The sequence below is a fragment of the Achromobacter deleyi genome (assembly GCF_013116765.2).
Taxonomy (GTDB): domain Bacteria; phylum Pseudomonadota; class Gammaproteobacteria; order Burkholderiales; family Burkholderiaceae_B; genus Achromobacter; species Achromobacter deleyi_A.
On the sequence record NZ_CP074375.1, the window covers coordinates 2002766 to 2019283 of the forward strand.

Consider the following 16518-nt stretch of genomic DNA (forward strand, 5'->3'; position numbering starts at 1 on the left):
ATGGGTGCCGGCAGCGCCGGCGGCAAGGCTCAGCGGCCCTGTTCTTTGCGCCACGCGGCGAATTTGTCCCTGGTGCCAGGATCGGTGGGCGGGTACAGGCCCAGGATCGACGCGCCCTGCTGCACCTGGCTGGTCACGAAGTCTTCGAAGGCAGTCATTTCCACGGCCTCGATCGAGATCTCGTCGGCCAGATGCGCCGGGATCACCACCACGCCTTCACGGTCGCCAACGACGATGTCGCCCGGCCACACCGCCACGTCGCCGCAGCCGATGGGCGCGTTGATGTCCAGCGCCTGGTGCAGGGTCAGGTTGGTGGGAGCGGACGGGCGCTGGTGATAGGCGGCAAAACCGAGTTCGGCGATTTCGGGCGAATCGCGAAAGCCGCCGTCGGTCACCACGCCGGCCACGCCGCGCTTCATCAGGCGCGTGATCAGGATGGAGCCGGCGGAAGCCGCGCGCGCGTCCTTGCGGCTGTCCATGACCAGCACCGCGCCTTCCGGGCAGGTTTCGACGGCGACGCGCTGGGGATGCGAGCGGTCTTCGAACACTTTGATGGTGTTCAGGTCTTCACGCGCGGGGATGTAGCGCAGCGTGAAGGCCGGGCCGACCATATTGGGCAGGTTGGCGTTCAGCGGACGCACATCCTGGATGAACTGGTTGCGCAGGCCGCGCTTGAACAAGGCGGTGCACAGGGTGGCGGTGCTGATGCCGGCCAGCCGGGCGCGGGTTTCGGGATTCATTTGGGACACGATGGCTCCGGGGTCTGAAGACGATGGGATACGGGCTGGAGAAACAGGCAGGACCTGCCCTCCGCGCTCAGAAGATCTCGGGTTCGGGCACGGGCGCGCCGAATCCGGTTTCCAGGAAATCGAAGTCGCAGCCGTCGTTGGCCTGCAGGATGTGCTTGGAATACATCCAGCCGTAGCCGCGCTCATAGCGCTTGGGCGGCGGGGTCCAGGCGGCGCGGCGCGCGGCCAGCTCTTCATCGCTGACGTTCAGGTTGATGCTGCGCGCGGGCACGTCCACGGTGATGGTGTCGCCCGTCTTCACCAGGGCCAGCGGGCCGCCGATGTAGCTTTCCGGCGCCACGTGCAGGATGCAGGCGCCGTAGCTGGTGCCGCTCATGCGGGCGTCCGACAGGCGCAGCATGTCGCGCACGCCCTGCTTGACCAGCTTGGTCGGGATGGGCAGCATGCCCCACTCCGGCATGCCCGGGCCGCCTTGCGGGCCGGCGTTGCGCAGGATCATGATGTGGTCGGCGGTGACGTCCAGGTTTTCGTCGTCGACCGCGGCCTTCATGCTGGGATAGTCGTCGAACACCAGGGCCGGGCCGGTATGCCGAAGGTATTGCGGCGCGCAGGCGCTGGGCTTGATCACGCAGCCGTCGGGCGCGATGTTGCCACGCAGTACGGCCAGCGCGCCTTCGTCGTAGATGGCGGTGTCCAGCTTGCGGATCACGTCGTCGTTGTAGACCTCGGCGCCGGCGATATTCTCGCCCAGCGTCTTGCCCGTGACGGTCATGGCCGACGGATCCAGGTGGTCTTGCAGGCGCGTCATCAGCGCCGGCAGGCCGCCCGCGTAATAGAAGTCTTCCATCAGGTAGGTGTCGCCGCTGGGCCGGATGTTGGCGATGACGGGCACCTTGCGGCTGGCGGCGTCGAAGTCGTCCAGGCCGACCGCGCAGCCGGCGCGGCGCGACATGGCGACCAGGTGGACGATGGCGTTGGTGGAACAACCCATGGCCATGGCCACGTTGATGGCGTTCTTGAACGACGCCAGGGTCAGGATGCGCTGCGGCGTCAGGTCTTCCCAGACCATCTCCACCACGCGCCGGCCGCATTCGGCCGACATGCGCATGTGGTTGACGTCGGCCGCGGGAATCGACGAGGCGCCCGGCAGCGTCATGCCGATGGCCTCGGCGATCGCGGTCATGGTGCTGGCGGTTCCCATCGTCATGCAGGTGCCGTAGCTGCGGGCGATGCCGCCCTCCACTTCGGTCCATTGCTCCTGCGTGATCTTGCCCGCGCGGCGCTCGTCCCAGAGCTTCCAGGCATCCGAGCCGGATCCCAGGATCTTGCCCTTCCAGTTGCCGCGCAGCATGGGGCCGGCCGGCACGTAGACGCAAGGCAGGCCGGCGCTGATGGCGCCCATGATGAGGCCCGGCGTGGTCTTGTCGCAGCCGCCCATGAGCACGGCGCCATCCACCGGATGGCTGCGCAGCAGCTCCTCCGTTTCCATGGCGAGGAAGTTGCGGTACAGCATGGTGGTCGGCTTGACGAAGGATTCCGACACGGAGATGGCCGGCAGCTCCACCGGGAAGCCGCCCGCCTGGAACACGCCGCGCTTCACGTCTTCGACGCGCTGCTTGAAGTGGCTATGACAGGGATTCAGGTCCGACCAGGTGTTGATGATGGCGATGATGGGGCGGCCCGCCCAATCGTCGGGGCCATAGCCCATTTGCATCATGCGGGAACGGTGGCCAAAGGAACGGAGGTCGTCCTTGGCCATCCAGGCGGCGCTGCGCAGGCTTTCGTAAGTACGTTTCATGGGGATACGGCGGGAAGCGTGGTGACGGTAAAGCCATTTAAACACTAATACATTAGTGCGTCAGCTAGGTGGAAACCCGCTACACTGCGGTTTTCGTTCCATCCGTCCCTGCCTGGACTTCACCACCCGCCCTGATGCAAAGCCCAAAGCTCCGACTGGACCGATCGCGCCACGCGGCGCCCCAGGTCTTCGAACACCTGCGCGAACAGATCATCTCGCTGGAGCTCGCGCCCGGCGCGCCGCTGTCGCGCGTCACGCTGGCTGAAACCTATGGCCTGAGCCAGACGCCCATCCGCGACGCGTTGATGCGCCTGGCCGAAGAGGCGCTGGTGGAGATCTACCCGCAGCACACCACGGTCGTCAGCCGCATCGATATCGCGGCCGCGCGCCAGGCGCATTTCCTGCGCCGCTCGCTGGAACTGGAGATCGTGCACATGCTGGCGCGGCGGCCCGACCCGCTGCTGTTCCACCGCCTGCAGGCCAGCATCGATCTGCAGCGCGCCAGCCACGCCAGCGGCCAGTACCAGCAATTCATCAACGCCGACCAGGCATTTCACCGCGACATGCACGAGGCCGCCGGCGTCACCGGCCTGTGGGAAATGGAGCAGCGCTACAGCGGCCACCTGGACCGGCTGCGCCGCCTGCACCTGCCGGAAACCGGCAAGGCCGAACGCATCCTGGACGATCACCAGCGGCTGCTGGACGCGATCGTCGCGCAGGATCCGGCGCGGGCGCAGCAGGTGCTGCGCGAGCACCTGTCGGGCACGCTCAGCCAGGTGGCCGAGATCTGCAAGCGCTATCCGGAGTATGTGCTGGCCGACTAGGGCCTGCCATCGCTGGAAGAAGCCTCGCGCCGGCCCGCCATCTGGGCGAGTTCAGTCCAGCGGATAGCGGTGTATGACGGTCTTGCCGCCCCGCTCGGCCAGCGACAGCAGCGCATCGCCGGCCTGGTCCAGCCCCAGCAGTCCGCGCTCCTGCTCATGCGACAGCTGGAACGGGTGCCAGGTCTTGCCTTCGTCGCGGGTATAGAAATAGGTCTTGGTGTACTCGTCGAACGAGAGCATGTGGTCGGCGTAGGTCTTGATGACCCAGGCATTGCGGCCGAACCACGCGTCCCCGATCCAGGTGGGCGTACCGCGCACCTCGGGCGACACGGATCGTTCGAGCCAGGCCTTGCCTGCCTTGTCCAGTTCGTAGACGACGTTACCGGCGGTCTCGAACACAGGCTGGTCGCGCGCCAACCGGGCATGCGGCTTCTGCGCCGGCACGGGCGGCACGGCGGGCGTGATGCGGAAGGCGGGCGACGCCCCCTCCTGGAACTCGACCTCGAAGCGCCGGGTCTCGATCACCTGGTTATTCTCCTGCCCCTTGGACCTGACGCGCGTGCGCCAGCTCCAGCCTATGGCCCGTTTTTCGTCCAGCGGATACAGGGACCAGCCGTAGGCGAGCTGCTCCTCGCCGTACCGGTTGCGTTCCCTCTCCGCCGCTTCGGCGAATCCGCGCTCGAAGGCCGCCGCATCTGGCCAGACCTGTTCCTTGAGCAAGGCCGCGGACCAGCGCCTGGCGCCGTCGCAGCTGTGCAGCAGGCGCATGCCGTCGCCGTGCGGATCCAGCGCAACGGCGAGATCCTGCGCAAGAAATACGGTGTGCTGCCGCGGGGCGCCCAGCGTCACGCCGGGGTCGTAGATCCAGGTGGCGCCCAGGTCGTCGGAGCGCAGGGTGTCCCAGGCCGCCGGCTGCTCGCCTTCGCCCGGCTTGCGGAGGGTGCCGGTCACCAGATAAAGCGTCTTGCCCTGCGGCGTGCCGATCAGGGTGACGCCGGTGTCGCCGCCGATGGAACCCAGCAGCTCGAATGCGCCCGTACCCTGGCCCCCATAGATGAGATTGCGCGCGTCGGTGGTGACGCTGGCCGTCCGCAGCATCGTCAGGGCCAGGTCGCCATCGCCATGGGCCAGCGCGCTTGCGGCGCCAGACCGCGCCAGCCGCTCGCGCCGCTCCTGCAGTCGTTCATTCAGGGCCGGAATCTGGGTGTCCAGCACCGGCGCGCGGGCCAGGCCTTCCACGTCCCTGGGGGTCACCAGCAATTGGCCGGTCAACAGTTGGCGTTCGCCGTAGCGCTGCATCGACACGCGCGAATACGAGGCCAGCGCCGGCCCGTTCAATTCGCCAATCACCTCGCTGCGAGCGAGGGGTCCGCCCATCGGTATGATCTGATAGACGCCATAGCCAAGCATGCCCGCGACAGCAATCGCAAGGCCGCCGGCAAGCAGTCTGATGTTCATCGGTCAACGCATCCTGGGCATGAACGGCAGCGCCCGCGGCCGGCCGTAATAGGGAACCGACGGAACTATAGCGCGTTGCGCCGGGTTCTCTATACTGGCGTAACGCATGCATACGTCTCACCAGACTCACCCAGCCGGACCGGCAACACACGGAAGCCCATCCATGACCCCAAGGCACGCAACTCCCCTCCTCGCCCTGGCCCTGACCGCCACGGCAGCCTGGGGCTCCTTGGCGCACGCCGCCGAAGGCATCGGGGCCGGCGGCCCGAACTGGGTCCCGGTGGATCCGCAGAGCATGCCTGGCGTGTTCTACGACAGCAATTCGATCCAGGCCCTGTCCGAACGGCCCCCGGTGATGGCGGCCACGGTGGCATGGTTCTATGCGCAGCCTCGCGTGTCCGAAGCCAACGGCCAGCCCTATGGCTCGGTCGCCCAGCCGATCACGCTGAACTGCAGCGCCAACACCTATACGGTCACCGAAGTCCAGCACTACGCGGGCAATGACGCCACCGGCGCGATCGTGGAATCCATACCGGTGGCGGGCATACGCAATGCGCCCGTCACGCGCGACCCGGTGCAACGCAGGCTGCGGGAACTGATCTGCCCGGCCAACGGGAAAAGCACCCGGAAGTAGTCCGCCCTACCCCGCCAATAGCGGTACAGCAGGCGGAGGCCACGACCAGGGCCTGAGACCCGGCGCCGGGCAGTCCGCGCTTATACCTGCGCCAGGGCCTGGTCCAGATCGGCGATCAGGTCATCGATGTGTTCGATGCCGATGGACAGGCGCACGGTTTCCTCGCGCACGCCGGCCTTCTTCAGCTCTTCCGGATTGAGCTGGCGGTGCGTGGTGGACGCCGGGTGCGTCGCCAGCGACTTGGAGTCGCCGATGTTGACCAGGCGCGTGAAGAGCTGCAACGCATCCTGGAAGCGCGCGCCGGCGTCGCGTCCGCCCTTCACGCCGAACGTGAACAGGCCCGGGACCTTGCCGCCCAGGTACTTCTGCGCCAGAGCGTGGTCGGGATGGTCCCGCAGGCCGGCGTAGTTGACCCACTCGACCTTGGAATGCTCGCGCAGGTAGCCGGCGACCTTGACCGCGTTTTCCACGATGCGGTCCACGCGCAGCGCGAGCGTTTCGATGCCTTGCAGGATCTGGAAGGAATTGAACGGCGAGATGGCCGCGCCGGTATTGCGCAGCGGCACCACGCGGGCGCGGCCGATGTAGGCCGCCGCGCCGAAGGCTTCGGTGTAGACCACGCCGTGGTAGCTGATATCCGGCTCGTTCAGGCGCTTGAAGCGCGCCTTGTGCTCGGCCCACGGGAACTTGCCCGAGTCGATGATGGCGCCGCCCAGGCTGGTGCCGTGGCCGCCCAGGTACTTGGTCAGCGACTGCACCACGATGTCGGCGCCGTGCTCGATGGGACGCAGCAGGTACGGCGACGGCACGGTGTTGTCGACGATCAGCGGCAGGCCGTGGCGATGGGCCAGTTCGGCCAGCGCGGCGATATCGGTGATGTTGCCCAGCGGGTTGCCGACGGACTCGGCGAAGATGGCCTTGGTGCGGTCGTCGATCTGCGCTTCGAAGGCGGCCAGGTCGCCGGGGTCGGCAAAGCGCGTGGTGATGCCGTATTGCGGCAGCGTGTGGGCGAACAGGTTGTAGGTGCCGCCGTACAGCGTGCTGGACGAAATGATGTTGTCGCCCGCTTCGGCGATCGTCAGGATGGAGTAGGTCACGGCGGACTGGCCCGAGGCCAGCGCCAGCGCGGCGATACCGCCTTCCAGGGCCGCGACGCGCTGTTCCAGCACGTCGGTCGTGGGGTTCATGATGCGGGTGTAGATATTGCCCGGCACCTTCAGGTCGAAGAGGTCCGCGCCGTGCTGCGTGTCGTCGAACGCGTAGGCCACGGTCTGGTAGATCGGCACCGCCACCGCGCGCGTGGTCGGATCGGGGCGATAGCCGCCATGCACGGCCACGGTTTCCAGGCGCCAGTTGGGCTTCTTCGATTCAGTCATGTGTCTCTCCAGGAGATGTGTTTTTCAAAGGTTCAGATCAGGCTGCAAACGCGCGCGCGGCGCGCAGGATGCGTTCAATGTCTGCATAATTGTTATAGGCGCCGACGGACAAGCGCACGTAACCATACTCCACAATGCTGGCCACCACGCCCGCTTCCGCCAGATGCGCCAGTGCGGCCGCGGGATCGGCGACGCGCAGCGCCGTCGTCGTGCTGCGCAGCGCGGCGTCCGGCGGCGACACCACCTGCGCGCCAAGCGCGCGCAATCCTTCGCCCAGCGCCTGCGACAATTCCAGCACCCAGGGTTCGATGCGCTCGGGCTGCGCCTCTTCGATCAGGTCCAGCGCGCCCGCCCAGCCGGCGATGCCGGGATAGTTCAGGTTGCCGGTTTCAAGCCGGCGGGCATCGCCCGCGTCCGACACGCCCACCCGCCATTGCAGGCCGGACTTGTCCAGCGTGGTCACGCCCGACGGCCCGATATACAGCGGGTCCAGCGCGTCCAGCAGCTTGGGCGACACGTGCAGCAGGCCCACGCCCAGCGGGCCCAGCATGCCTTTGTGGGCGCCGCAGGCAAAGGCATCGACGCGCCATTCGTCCACCTTGGCGCGCAGCAGCCCCGCGCCCTGGATGCCGTCGACGATCAGCCAGATTCCGCGCTCCGAACAGCGGCGGCCAAGCTCCGCGATATCCGTGAGCAGGCCGGTGCCGTACTGCACCCAGGACACCGCGATCAGCCGGGTGCGCGCGTCCACATGCTGCCACAGGTCATCCACCGTATAGCGATGCGAGCGCGCCTGCGCCACGCGCACCTGCACGCCGCGGCGGCGCAGGTTCAGCCAGGGCAAGGCGTTGGTGGGATGCTCCTGGTCATCGACGACCAGGTTGTCGCCGTCCCGCCAGTCCAAGCCCTGCGCAACGGTGTTCAGCCCTTCGGTGGTGTTCTTCGTGAAGGCCAGCCGGCGCGCGTCTCCGCCGATCAGGCGGGCCAGCCGCAAGCGCAAGGCGTCGGCGTCGCGCAGCCATTGCGGCTTGTCGCTGCGGGCATGGGTGATGCCGTCGAAGAACGCTGCAACCGCGCCGGCCACCTTGGGCGACAGCGGGCTGGTGTAGGCGATGTTGGCGTAGGCCTTGTCGCGGGTGATGGGAAACAACTGCCTGAATTCGTCCTGCCAGCTCATGCGCAACCTTGTTCGTCAGACCATTTTGGTATGAGGGAATTCTAGGTATATGACGCGCATCTGGATAAGGCTTAGTTCTTATATTGATATGACCATATAGTCGCTCGGAAAACGCGGCCCGCCCCATAGAATTCATGCCTTTCTTGCATACAACGGATACGGGAACGGCATGCGATTGATTCATCTATTCAAGGCTGCGGGCGTGGCCGCGGCGCTGGCGGTTGCCGGCGCGTCCCATGCAGGCACGGTGGACACCATCAAGAAGCGCGGCGAACTGGTGTGCGGCGTCAGCCAGGGATCGGCGGGCCTGTCGATCGCCGACAAGCAAGGCCGCTGGACCGGCCTGGACGCGGACCTGTGCCGCGCCCTGGCCGCCGCCGTGCTGGGCGACCCCGAGAAGACGCGCTTCGTTCCGCTCAGCTCGCAGCAGCGGTTCCCCGCGCTGCAGTCCGGCGAGATCGACGTACTCAATCGCAATACCACCATCACGTCGGGCCGCGACGCGGGGCTGGGCATCGTGTCCGCCGGCATCGTGTTCTACGACGGCCAGGGTTTCCTGGTGCCGCGCAAGCTGGGCGTCAAAAGCGCCACCGAACTGGACGGCGCGCAAGTCTGCGTGCAGCCCGGCACGGTCAACGAGCAGAACCTGGTCGACTACTTCAAGAAGAACAAGCTGAGCTTTCGCCCGGTCGTCATCGAGAACCTGGTGGAGCTGGAACAGGCCTTCTACGCCGGGCGCTGCGACGTCTATCTGTCCGATGCGTCCACGCTGGCCGCCAGCCGCGCCGCCCGCGCCAGCCAGCCCGACGATTTCGTGATCCTGCCGGAGCGGATCAACAAGTCGCCGCTGGGTCCCTTCGTGCGACAGGACGATCCCAACTGGACCTCCATCGTGCGCTGGACGGTGAACGCGCTGGTGGCCGCCGAGGAGCTGGGCATCACATCCAGGAACGCCGACAGCCAGGCGCAAAGCGCGGATGCGCAGGTGCGCCGCCTGCTGGGCGTGGATCCCGGCATCGGCAAGAGCTTCGGCCTGGACGAAGGCTGGGCCCGGAACGCCATCAAGGCCGTGGGCAACTACGGCGAGGTCTGGGACCGCAACCTGGGCGCCGCCACTCCGCTGAAGCTGGACCGCGGCCTGAACGCGCAGTGGAACCAAGGCGGCCTGCTGTATTCGCCGCCCTTCCAGTGATTCCTTGCGCTTGAGTACGGCAGGCGGGCCATCGGCCCGCCTTCTCTTTTTGCACGGCCCCTGCACCGCCCATCATGACAGCCACGACCCTCTCCTTCCCCTCTTCCGCCGCCTGGCGGCGCTGGCTGCCGGCGCTGGCCTGGGCCCTGACGCTGGGCGGCATGGCCGCCGTCCTGGTGCTGCACATCGAGTCCGTGCAGGCTGCGCGCGGTATCCAGGGCGGATTCGGCTTCCTGTTCCAGCCGGCGGGCTTTCGCATTTCGGAAAGCCTGTTGAGCGTGGCGCCCGACGATCCTTATTGGATGTCGATCGCGGCCGGTCTCGTCAATACGCTGACCGTGGCCTTCGTGGCGATTCCGCTGGCGACCGCGCTGGGCATCGCCCTGGGCCTGCTGCGGCTGTCGTCCCATCCGCTGGCGGCGCGCTGCGCCGCCCTTGTCATCGCGCCGCTGCGCAACACGCCCGTGCTGCTGCAGCTGTTCGTCTGGTACGGGCTGCTGTTGCGCCTGCCGGACGCGAGGCAAGCCTGGTCGCCGCTGCCGTCCGTGCTGCTGTCCAATCGCGGGCTGGCCCTGCCCGCGCTGCATGGCTGGCTCCCTTATGCCGCGGTCGCGCTGGCGGCGCTGGCGCTGGGCTGGCGCGCCCGCCGTCGCTGGGGCCATGCCGCCCCGGCCGTGGCGCTGGCCGCGGCGCTGCTGGCCTGGGCCCTGCTGCCCGCGGTGCAGGTCGACCTGCCCGTCAGGCGCGGCCTGGGCCTGCAGGGCGGCTGGCAGCCCAGCATTGAATTCGCGGCGCTGACGATCGGGCTGGTCGTGTTCCACGCGGCCTACATCGCGGACATCGTGCGCGCCGCGGTGCGCGCCGTGCCGGTGGGACTGGTGGAGGCCGGCCAGGCCATGGGCCTGACGCCGTGGCGCGTGCTGCGGCTGGTGATCGCGCCCTACGCCACCCGCGTGGCGTTGCCGCCTTATGCGAACCAATGCCTGGCGCTGGTGAAGAACAGCACCTTGGCCATTGCCATCGGCTACCAGGAACTGATGGCCGTCATCAACACCGCCATCACCCAGACCGGGCTGGCGCTGGAAGGCATCGCGCTGGCCGTGACCGTCTACCTGACGCTGGCGCTGGGCCTGGGCGGCGGCCTGTCCGCCTGGAATGCGCGCAACACCCGCCATGGCCCCGGCGACACGCAAGGCGCCCGCCTGGGCGACCGTCCGTTATGGAATGCCACGGGCGGCGACGCCCGGCCGTGGCGGGGCCGGCTGCTGTCGGCGGGTCTGGCGATGTTGCTGGCCATTGCGGCGTGGACGCTGCTGGACTGGGCCGTGCTGCGCGCCGTATGGCAAGGCGATCCGGCCGCCTGCGCGCAGGCCGCGGGCGCCTGCTGGGCCGCCGTGGGCGAAAACCTGCCCCTGCTGTTCTTCGGCACCATGGCCCAGGCGGACCGCGCGCCGGCGCTGGCCGCAAGCGTGGCGCTGCTGGCGGGAATCGCACTGACGCTGACCGGCCGGCGCGTGCCGGCGGGGATGCGCACCGCACTGCTGGCCGTGCTGCTGGCGGTTGTCGCCAGCGCCCTGTCCGGCTGGCCCTGGGGCGGCCCCCCCATTGGCCCGCAACGCTGGGGCGGACTGCTGGTCACGCTGATACTGGCGATCGCCGCGCTGGCCGCCGCGGTGCCGCTGGCCTTCGCGCTGGCCCTGCTGCGCCGCTCCGGCAGCCGCGCCGGGTCGCTGGCCGCGGCCGGCCTGATTGAAGCCGTGCGCGGCGTGCCCCTGGTGACCCAGTTGCTGTTCGCCTCCTTCGTGCTGCCCATGCTGCTGGGCGGCGGCGTGTCGAAGTTCAGCATGGCGCTGGCCGCCTTGACCTTGCACACCGCCTGCCTGCTGGCCGAGGTGCTGCGCGGCGCGCTGCAGGCCATTCCGCCCGGGCAGATGATGGCGGCGCGCGCGCTGGGCATGCGCCCCGCCGTCGCCTATGCTTGCGTCATCTGGCCGCAGGCCCGCCGCATCGCCGCGCCCGCCGCCCTGGGCGTGTTCGTGGGCGCGGTCAAGGACACCTCATTGGTCAGCATCATCGGCGTGTTCGACGTGCTGGGCGCCGCCAAGGCGGTGGTGGCCGGCACCGCCTGGCGCCCCTACCATGTGGAGGTCTACCTGGCGGTGGCGCTGCTGTACTTCGCGGCCAGCCTGGCCTTGTCGCGCGTGGCGCGCAGGATGGAAGGCCGCGGCGGGAACGCCTGAGGCATGGCCGCCAAAGACCGTTCCCTATCCGCCCGCCCCGCTCATCCGCTGCAGCCACGCCGGCCGGGGCGAGGCGTCCAGCCAGTTCTTCACGATCAGCCCCAGCTCCGTATCGCCCGATATGCGCAGGCGGCGCTGGAAGAACAAGGTGTCGGCATCGGTTTCCGCGCGCATCAGCGCCAGGAACTCAGCCAGCTTGGCGCCCAGCTCCAGCTCGGCGGGGCCACGGTTCCAGGTCGGACGGAATGCGCCGTCGCGCACCACGAAGCTGCTGCGCAGCCCCAGGTCTTCGACCGTGATGGCAAAGCTGCGCCCTTCCAGTTCCGGCGGCGGCGCCAGCCACTTGAAGCGGCGCGCCAGTTCCAGTCCCGCCACGAAGTGCAAGGACACCAGCGGCGCGGGCACGCGCCGGCCCAGCCTGGCAAAGAGCGGCGGCAGATTCAGGGCTGCGCTCATGCGACCGCCTCCTGCAGATTGATGCCCGCCTGGCCGTAGTAGTAGCCGTTGCACCGGCCGATCCCAGCAGGCGGCGATACCGCGGCCGGCTTGCCGCCCCGGCGCGTGGCGTCCAAGGCGGAAATCGCTTCCAGCGTGCCCGCCGACTGGGGGCTGACTCGCAGCACTTCCACGCCCATCCCCGCCAGCTCAGGCGCTTCGGCCAGCAGGTCCAGACAGGCGGCCGATTGCACCTGGATGCCATTGATGCCCAGGAACTCGCGCGATTCGCGGGTGCGCATGTCCAGCCCGTCCGGATGTTCGATGCAGCGAAAACCGCAATCGTCCTTTTTCAAGCGGAAGTGCCGCGCGGTGAAGCAGCGCGCCGAGAACGCCAGCGCCATCCGGCCCCACACCATGACCTCGGCCTGCATGCCGGCCGGACGCTCGCGCAGCAGGCGCGCAAGCGTTGCGCCGTCCATCTCCAGCGGGGCGACGAAGCGCGCGGCCCCGCGGCTGGCCAGCCAGGCCAGCGTGCCGCCGTGATAGGCGTTTACGTGCGGACCGGCCACGAATCCGCGGCCGGCCAGGTGACGCACCGCGCCCAGCTCGCCCGCCTCGACCATGAAATCTTCCTGCTCGCACAGTTTTTTCAGCGCGCTGGCTTCCGCGCCGGTCTCGATCAGGGTGCGGCCCGACAGCACCACCGACTTGCCCATGGCCCGCAGGTCGCGGGCCAGCTCCAGCCAATCGTCGGCGCGCAGTTCATGCCGGCGGCTGCAGACCGTTTCGCCCACGTAGATGATGTCGGCCGGGCTCTCCGCCAAGGCGGCGTAGAAGTCCATCGTTCGTTGGCGCGGCCAGTAGTACAGCAAAGGGCCGACTGAGATCTGGAATGGGATGGGGTTCATTTCCATGGACGTTCGAAAGCGCCTTGAGTAACTTGGGAACCCTCGGAATGGCGCGCCAGCATGGCGTTCCATTCGGGGCGCGGAGAGAAGCGCGCGGCATCCGCGTGCGCGCTGTCCAGCGCGGCACGCAAGGTGGACACCACTTGGGTGACGTAGGCCGGGCTGCGCTGGCGTCCTTCGATCTTGATGGCGGACACCCCCATTTGCGCCAGGCGCGGCAAGAGACCGATGGCGTTCAGGCTGGTGGGTTCCTCCAGGGCGTGATCCGCCTGCCCGTCCACCTCGAAGCGGCCCTTGCACAGCGTGGGATAGGCCGCGGGTTCGCCGGGTTCATAGCGGTCGATCAGGATCCCGGACAGGCGCGCGTCCATGCGGCCATTTTCCTCGACCCAGCGCACGGCGTGCGCGGGCGAACAGACGCCCTTGTTGTTGGGGGAATCGCCGGTGGCGTACGAGGACAGCAGGCAACGCCCTTCGGCCATGACGCACAGGCTGCCAAAGCCGAACACCTCGACCTCGACGCTGACGTTGCCGCAGATGCGGGCGATCTCGGCCAGCGTCAGCACGCGCGGCAGGACCACGCGGCGGATGCCGAACTGTTCCTTCATCAGCTCGACGGCGTCGGCGTGGGTGGCGGAGCCCTGCACCGACAAGTGCAGGCGCAGATCGGGATAGCGGTCGCTGGCGTAGGCCAGCAGGCCCGGGTCCGCCATGATGACGGCGTCCGCGCCCAGGTCGTGGGCGGCATCGACGGCGGCGCGCCATTCCTGCACCCGGCCCGCCTGCACGAAGGTGTTGATCGCGAACAGCACCTGCCGGTTGCGCCGGTGCGCCAGCTCGACGCCTGCGCGGATATCTGCTTCGGTGAAATTGAGCCCGGCGAAGTTGCGGGCGTTCGTGGCGTTCTTGAGCCCGAGATAGACGGTGTCGGCGCCCGCCTCTATCGCTGCTTTCAAGGCGGCAAGGCTGCCGGCCGGGGCCACGAGTTCCATGGGGGAGGTTCGAGTTTCCATGACGGCCAGTCTATGGGCCGGCCGCCCCCCGGGCCTTGTCGCAGATCAAACGGCGCGCCGCGCGGCGCACCTTTTTTGCAGGCTTATTCCTCGGTGTAGAGGCCGCGCTCCACGGCATACACGGCGACCTGAACGCGGCTGGTCAGATTGAGCTTTTTCAGCACGTTCTGCACATGGATCTTGACGGTGCTTTCGCTGACGTCGAGTTCGCGGGCGATGACCTTGTTGCTGGCGCCGCGCGCCAGCCATTGCACGATCTGCGTCTCGCGCGCGGTCAGCCGGTTGCGCTCGGCGCTGCCGGGCGGCGACGGCGCGTGATTGGCCTGTCCGCGGAACTGCTCCACCAGCTTGGCCGTCATGCTGTCGGCGATCACGGCCTCGCCGGCGGCGGCGCGGCGGATGGCGGAAACCAGCGCCTCGGCGTCGATGTTCTTGACCAGATAGCCGCGGGCGCCGTCGCGCAGCGCCTGGCCGAGCTCGTCCGCTTCTTCGGAGACGGTCAGGATGATGACCGCGCAGGATGGCAGGTCCTGCGTCAGGAGTTGCAGCGTTTCCAGCCCTGACAACCCGGGCAGGTTCAGGTCCAGCAGAACGACGTCAGGCTGCAGTTCCTTGGCGCGTTTCAGGCCTTCGACCCCGTCGCCGGCCTCGGCCACGACCTCGAAGTCGGGCTGACGCTGCAGCAGCAGGCGGACTCCTGAGCGGAACAGGGTGTGGTCGTCGACGAGCAGGATACGGATGGGCATGGTGAAGAACGGTGTCAGGCGGCCTGGCGTTCGCTGCCAGGCAGGGTCAACGCGACGCGCGTGCCGGCGCCGGGCTGCGATTCGAGTTTTATCATGGCGCGCATGCGGGCGGCGCGCTCCCGCATGATGTGCAGGCCCACATGGGATTCGCCGCGTTCGGCGACATCGGCCGGGTCGTAGCCCTGGCCGTTGTCGGCGATCATCAGCGTGAAGTCGCGGTCGTTGCCCACGGCGATACGCACGCGGCTGGCCTCGGAGTGCTTGCGCACATTGGACAGCGCCTCTTGCAGGATGAACAGCACCTGCAGCTGCTGCTCGGGCGGCAACGGCGCGCCCTCGCCCTGGCTGAACTGCAATTCGGTGTCTATGCCCGTCTGGCGGCGAAAACGCGCCACGGTGTCCTCGATGGCGGCTTGCAGGTCGCCCTGGGACAGTTTGCTGCGGAAGTTGGTCAGGAGCTCGCGCACGTCCTGGTAGCTTTCGTCCACGCCGGTGCGCAGCAGCGGCAGGATCTCGCTGATCTCTTCCTCGTCGCCGCGCTTGATCGCCGCATCCAGCATCTGCAATTGCAGGTTCAGGAAATTCAGCCCTTGCGCCAGGCTGTCGTGCAGGCCCTGGGCCACCAGGCCCCGTTCCTGCACCACGGCCAGCTGCCGCGCCTGCGCGCTCAGGCGCCGGTTGTCCAGCGCCACGCCCAGATGCTGGCCCAGCGTCTCCAGCAGCTGCGAATCCGACGCCCGCAGACTGCGTTGCCCCCGGAAATGCAGGGAATAGGAACCCAGCACCTCGTCGCGGGTGACGATGCGGAACACGGCCACGCTGGCAAAGCCTTCGCGCTGGCAGTTCAGGTCCATTTCCGGCGGCGATTGGCGGAAGTCCTGGATGACGATGACGCCGGCCTGCCGGGTGGCGACGCCGCAATAGCAGTCGTCGACCTTCATGCAGTGCTCGGATTCGACCAGCTCGTCGGACAGCCCCACCGACACCACCAGATTGAGCTTTTCGTTGTTGGGGTCCAGCGCGCGGATACTGCCGGCATCGGCATCGAACTGCAGCATGACGCGGCGCAGGAAGCCGTCGCACATCGCCTCGATTTCATTGGGCTGGTTCAGGAAAGCCGCCATGTCGTACAGCGCCCCGATGTCGCGGTTCTGCGCGGCCAGCTGGGCGGTCTTGTGCTCAACCCGCTGCTCCAGGCTGGTGTACAGGTCCTGCAATTCGTCCGCCATGCGGTTGTAGCCCCGCGCCAGCACGCCGAACTCGTCCTTGCTTTCCACCGGCAGCCGGGTGCTGAACTCGCGGTCGGCCATGCGCTGCAGTCCGTCGCGCAGGCGCAGCACGGGCGAAATGATCCACAGATACAGCAGGTAGATCATCGCCAGCGTGCCCGCGCTGGCGATGGCGGCCAGCACGCCCTGCGACAGGCGCAGCGACGTGGTCTTGCCGGCGTTGTCCTGTTCGATCATGCGAACCAGCGTGTCGGCCTTGGCCACGAAGTCCGGCAGCGTTTCCAGGTAGGTGGCGGCGTCCGGCTGCCCGATAGCGCGGATGGCGGCGGGCTTCATGATGTCGCGCCAATAGGCGGCCACATCGTGCCATTGGGCGCGGATGGCCTCGTCGTTGGGGATGAACAGCGGACGCGCGGGGTTGCCGCGGGCCAGGCGCGCAATGGTCTCGTCCAGGACCATGATCTGCTCGTTGGTGCGCACCTCGCGGCCCGCCTGCGGGCGCATCAGCTCGACCGCCACGCGGTTGGCCCGCATGCGCAGGCTGCCGGTGTCGTTGATGGCCGCGCCCGCGCCTTCGAGCTGCCAGGACAGCCAGAGCGTCCAGCTCACCATGGCCAGCACCACCACCAGCGCCAGCAGCGAACTGGCCACGATGCGCGTGGACAGGCGGTGCCTGGGCGACGGCAGTCCGTCGGCGTCGGCGGAGGAATCGGTGGACGTCATGAATATCGGTGCT

At 68.1% G+C, this 16518-nt stretch carries 14 protein-coding genes; 4 read left to right on the forward strand and 10 right to left on the reverse strand.

The features are described from left to right. Nucleotides 1-29: 29 nt before the first annotated feature. Nucleotides 30-740: a ribonuclease activity regulator RraA gene (locus HLG70_RS09005; protein WP_171662613.1), complete on the reverse strand. Its 711-nt coding sequence runs from the start codon at nucleotides 738-740 to the stop codon at nucleotides 30-32. Between the two features lie 76 nt (nucleotides 741-816). Further along, nucleotides 817-2547, reverse strand: coding sequence for an L-arabinonate dehydratase (gene araD, locus HLG70_RS09010; protein ID WP_171662110.1), 1731 nt, complete (start codon nucleotides 2545-2547; stop codon nucleotides 817-819). Nucleotides 2548-2681: 134 nt separating this feature from the next. Here araD and HLG70_RS09015 point away from each other — a divergent pair, with 134 nt between their 5' ends. Continuing rightward, the gene (locus HLG70_RS09015) at nucleotides 2682-3371 is read left to right on the forward strand and encodes a GntR family transcriptional regulator (protein ID WP_171662109.1); all 690 of its coding nucleotides are present in this window, start codon (nucleotides 2682-2684) and stop codon (nucleotides 3369-3371) included. A 51-nt stretch (nucleotides 3372-3422) separates the two neighbouring features. Here the strand turns inward: HLG70_RS09015 and HLG70_RS09020 are convergent, their stop codons facing one another. Next, the gene (locus HLG70_RS09020; RefSeq protein WP_171662108.1) at nucleotides 3423-4829 is read right to left on the reverse strand and encodes a hypothetical protein; all 1407 of its coding nucleotides are present in this window, start codon (nucleotides 4827-4829) and stop codon (nucleotides 3423-3425) included. Between the two features lie 163 nt (nucleotides 4830-4992). Between HLG70_RS09020 and HLG70_RS09025 the strand changes: the two genes are divergently transcribed. Next, a complete protein-coding gene (locus HLG70_RS09025) occupies nucleotides 4993-5463 on the forward strand; it encodes a surface-adhesin E family protein (RefSeq protein ID WP_171662107.1) in 471 nt (156 codons plus the stop codon). An 80-nt stretch (nucleotides 5464-5543) separates the two neighbouring features. On the opposite strand, the gene HLG70_RS09030 is transcribed toward HLG70_RS09025, so the two are convergent. Together HLG70_RS09030 and HLG70_RS09035 are read right to left on the reverse strand one after the other, a co-directional pair. Then, nucleotides 5544-6839, reverse strand: coding sequence for an O-acetylhomoserine aminocarboxypropyltransferase/cysteine synthase family protein (locus HLG70_RS09030; protein WP_171662106.1), 1296 nt, complete (start codon nucleotides 6837-6839; stop codon nucleotides 5544-5546). A 37-nt stretch (nucleotides 6840-6876) separates the two neighbouring features. Then, nucleotides 6877-8016 (reverse strand): aminotransferase class V-fold PLP-dependent enzyme, encoded by a 1140-nt coding sequence (locus tag HLG70_RS09035; RefSeq protein WP_171662105.1) that lies wholly within the window; start codon nucleotides 8014-8016, stop codon nucleotides 6877-6879. A gap of 169 nt (nucleotides 8017-8185) precedes the next feature. Between HLG70_RS09035 and HLG70_RS09040 the strand changes: the two genes are divergently transcribed. Next, on the forward strand, nucleotides 8186-9208 hold the full coding sequence (locus HLG70_RS09040) for an amino acid ABC transporter substrate-binding protein (RefSeq protein ID WP_171662104.1): 1023 nt from the start codon (nucleotides 8186-8188) through the stop codon (nucleotides 9206-9208). A gap of 74 nt (nucleotides 9209-9282) precedes the next feature. After that, the gene (locus tag HLG70_RS09045) at nucleotides 9283-11448 is read left to right on the forward strand and encodes an ABC transporter permease subunit (protein ID WP_171662103.1); all 2166 of its coding nucleotides are present in this window, start codon (nucleotides 9283-9285) and stop codon (nucleotides 11446-11448) included. 24 nt (nucleotides 11449-11472) lie between these two features. Here HLG70_RS09045 and ubiT read toward each other — a convergent pair whose 3' ends face one another. The 5 genes from ubiT to HLG70_RS09070 all read right to left on the reverse strand — a co-directional run bounded on the left by ubiT (nucleotide 11473) and on the right by HLG70_RS09070 (nucleotide 16505). Next, entirely contained in the window at nucleotides 11473-11904 is a 432-nt protein-coding gene (gene ubiT / locus HLG70_RS09050; RefSeq protein WP_171662102.1) for a ubiquinone anaerobic biosynthesis accessory factor UbiT, read from the reverse strand. Then, a complete protein-coding gene (locus HLG70_RS09055) occupies nucleotides 11901-12794 on the reverse strand; it encodes a U32 family peptidase (RefSeq protein WP_171662612.1) in 894 nt (297 codons plus the stop codon). The genes ubiT and HLG70_RS09055 overlap by 4 nt, the downstream gene beginning before the upstream one ends. Continuing rightward, nucleotides 12791-13807, reverse strand: a complete 1017-nt coding sequence (ubiU, locus tag HLG70_RS09060; protein WP_171662101.1) for a ubiquinone anaerobic biosynthesis protein UbiU — start codon at nucleotides 13805-13807, stop codon at nucleotides 12791-12793. The genes HLG70_RS09055 and ubiU overlap by 4 nt, the downstream gene beginning before the upstream one ends. A gap of 83 nt (nucleotides 13808-13890) precedes the next feature. Further along, nucleotides 13891-14553 carry a response regulator gene (locus HLG70_RS09065; protein ID WP_171662100.1) on the reverse strand — a complete coding sequence of 221 codons (663 nt, stop codon included), beginning with the start codon at nucleotides 14551-14553 and terminating at the stop codon, nucleotides 13891-13893. Nucleotides 14554-14567: 14 nt separating this feature from the next. Next, the gene (locus HLG70_RS09070; protein ID WP_171662099.1) at nucleotides 14568-16505 is read right to left on the reverse strand and encodes a type IV pili methyl-accepting chemotaxis transducer N-terminal domain-containing protein; all 1938 of its coding nucleotides are present in this window, start codon (nucleotides 16503-16505) and stop codon (nucleotides 14568-14570) included. Nucleotides 16506-16518 lie beyond the last annotated feature (13 nt).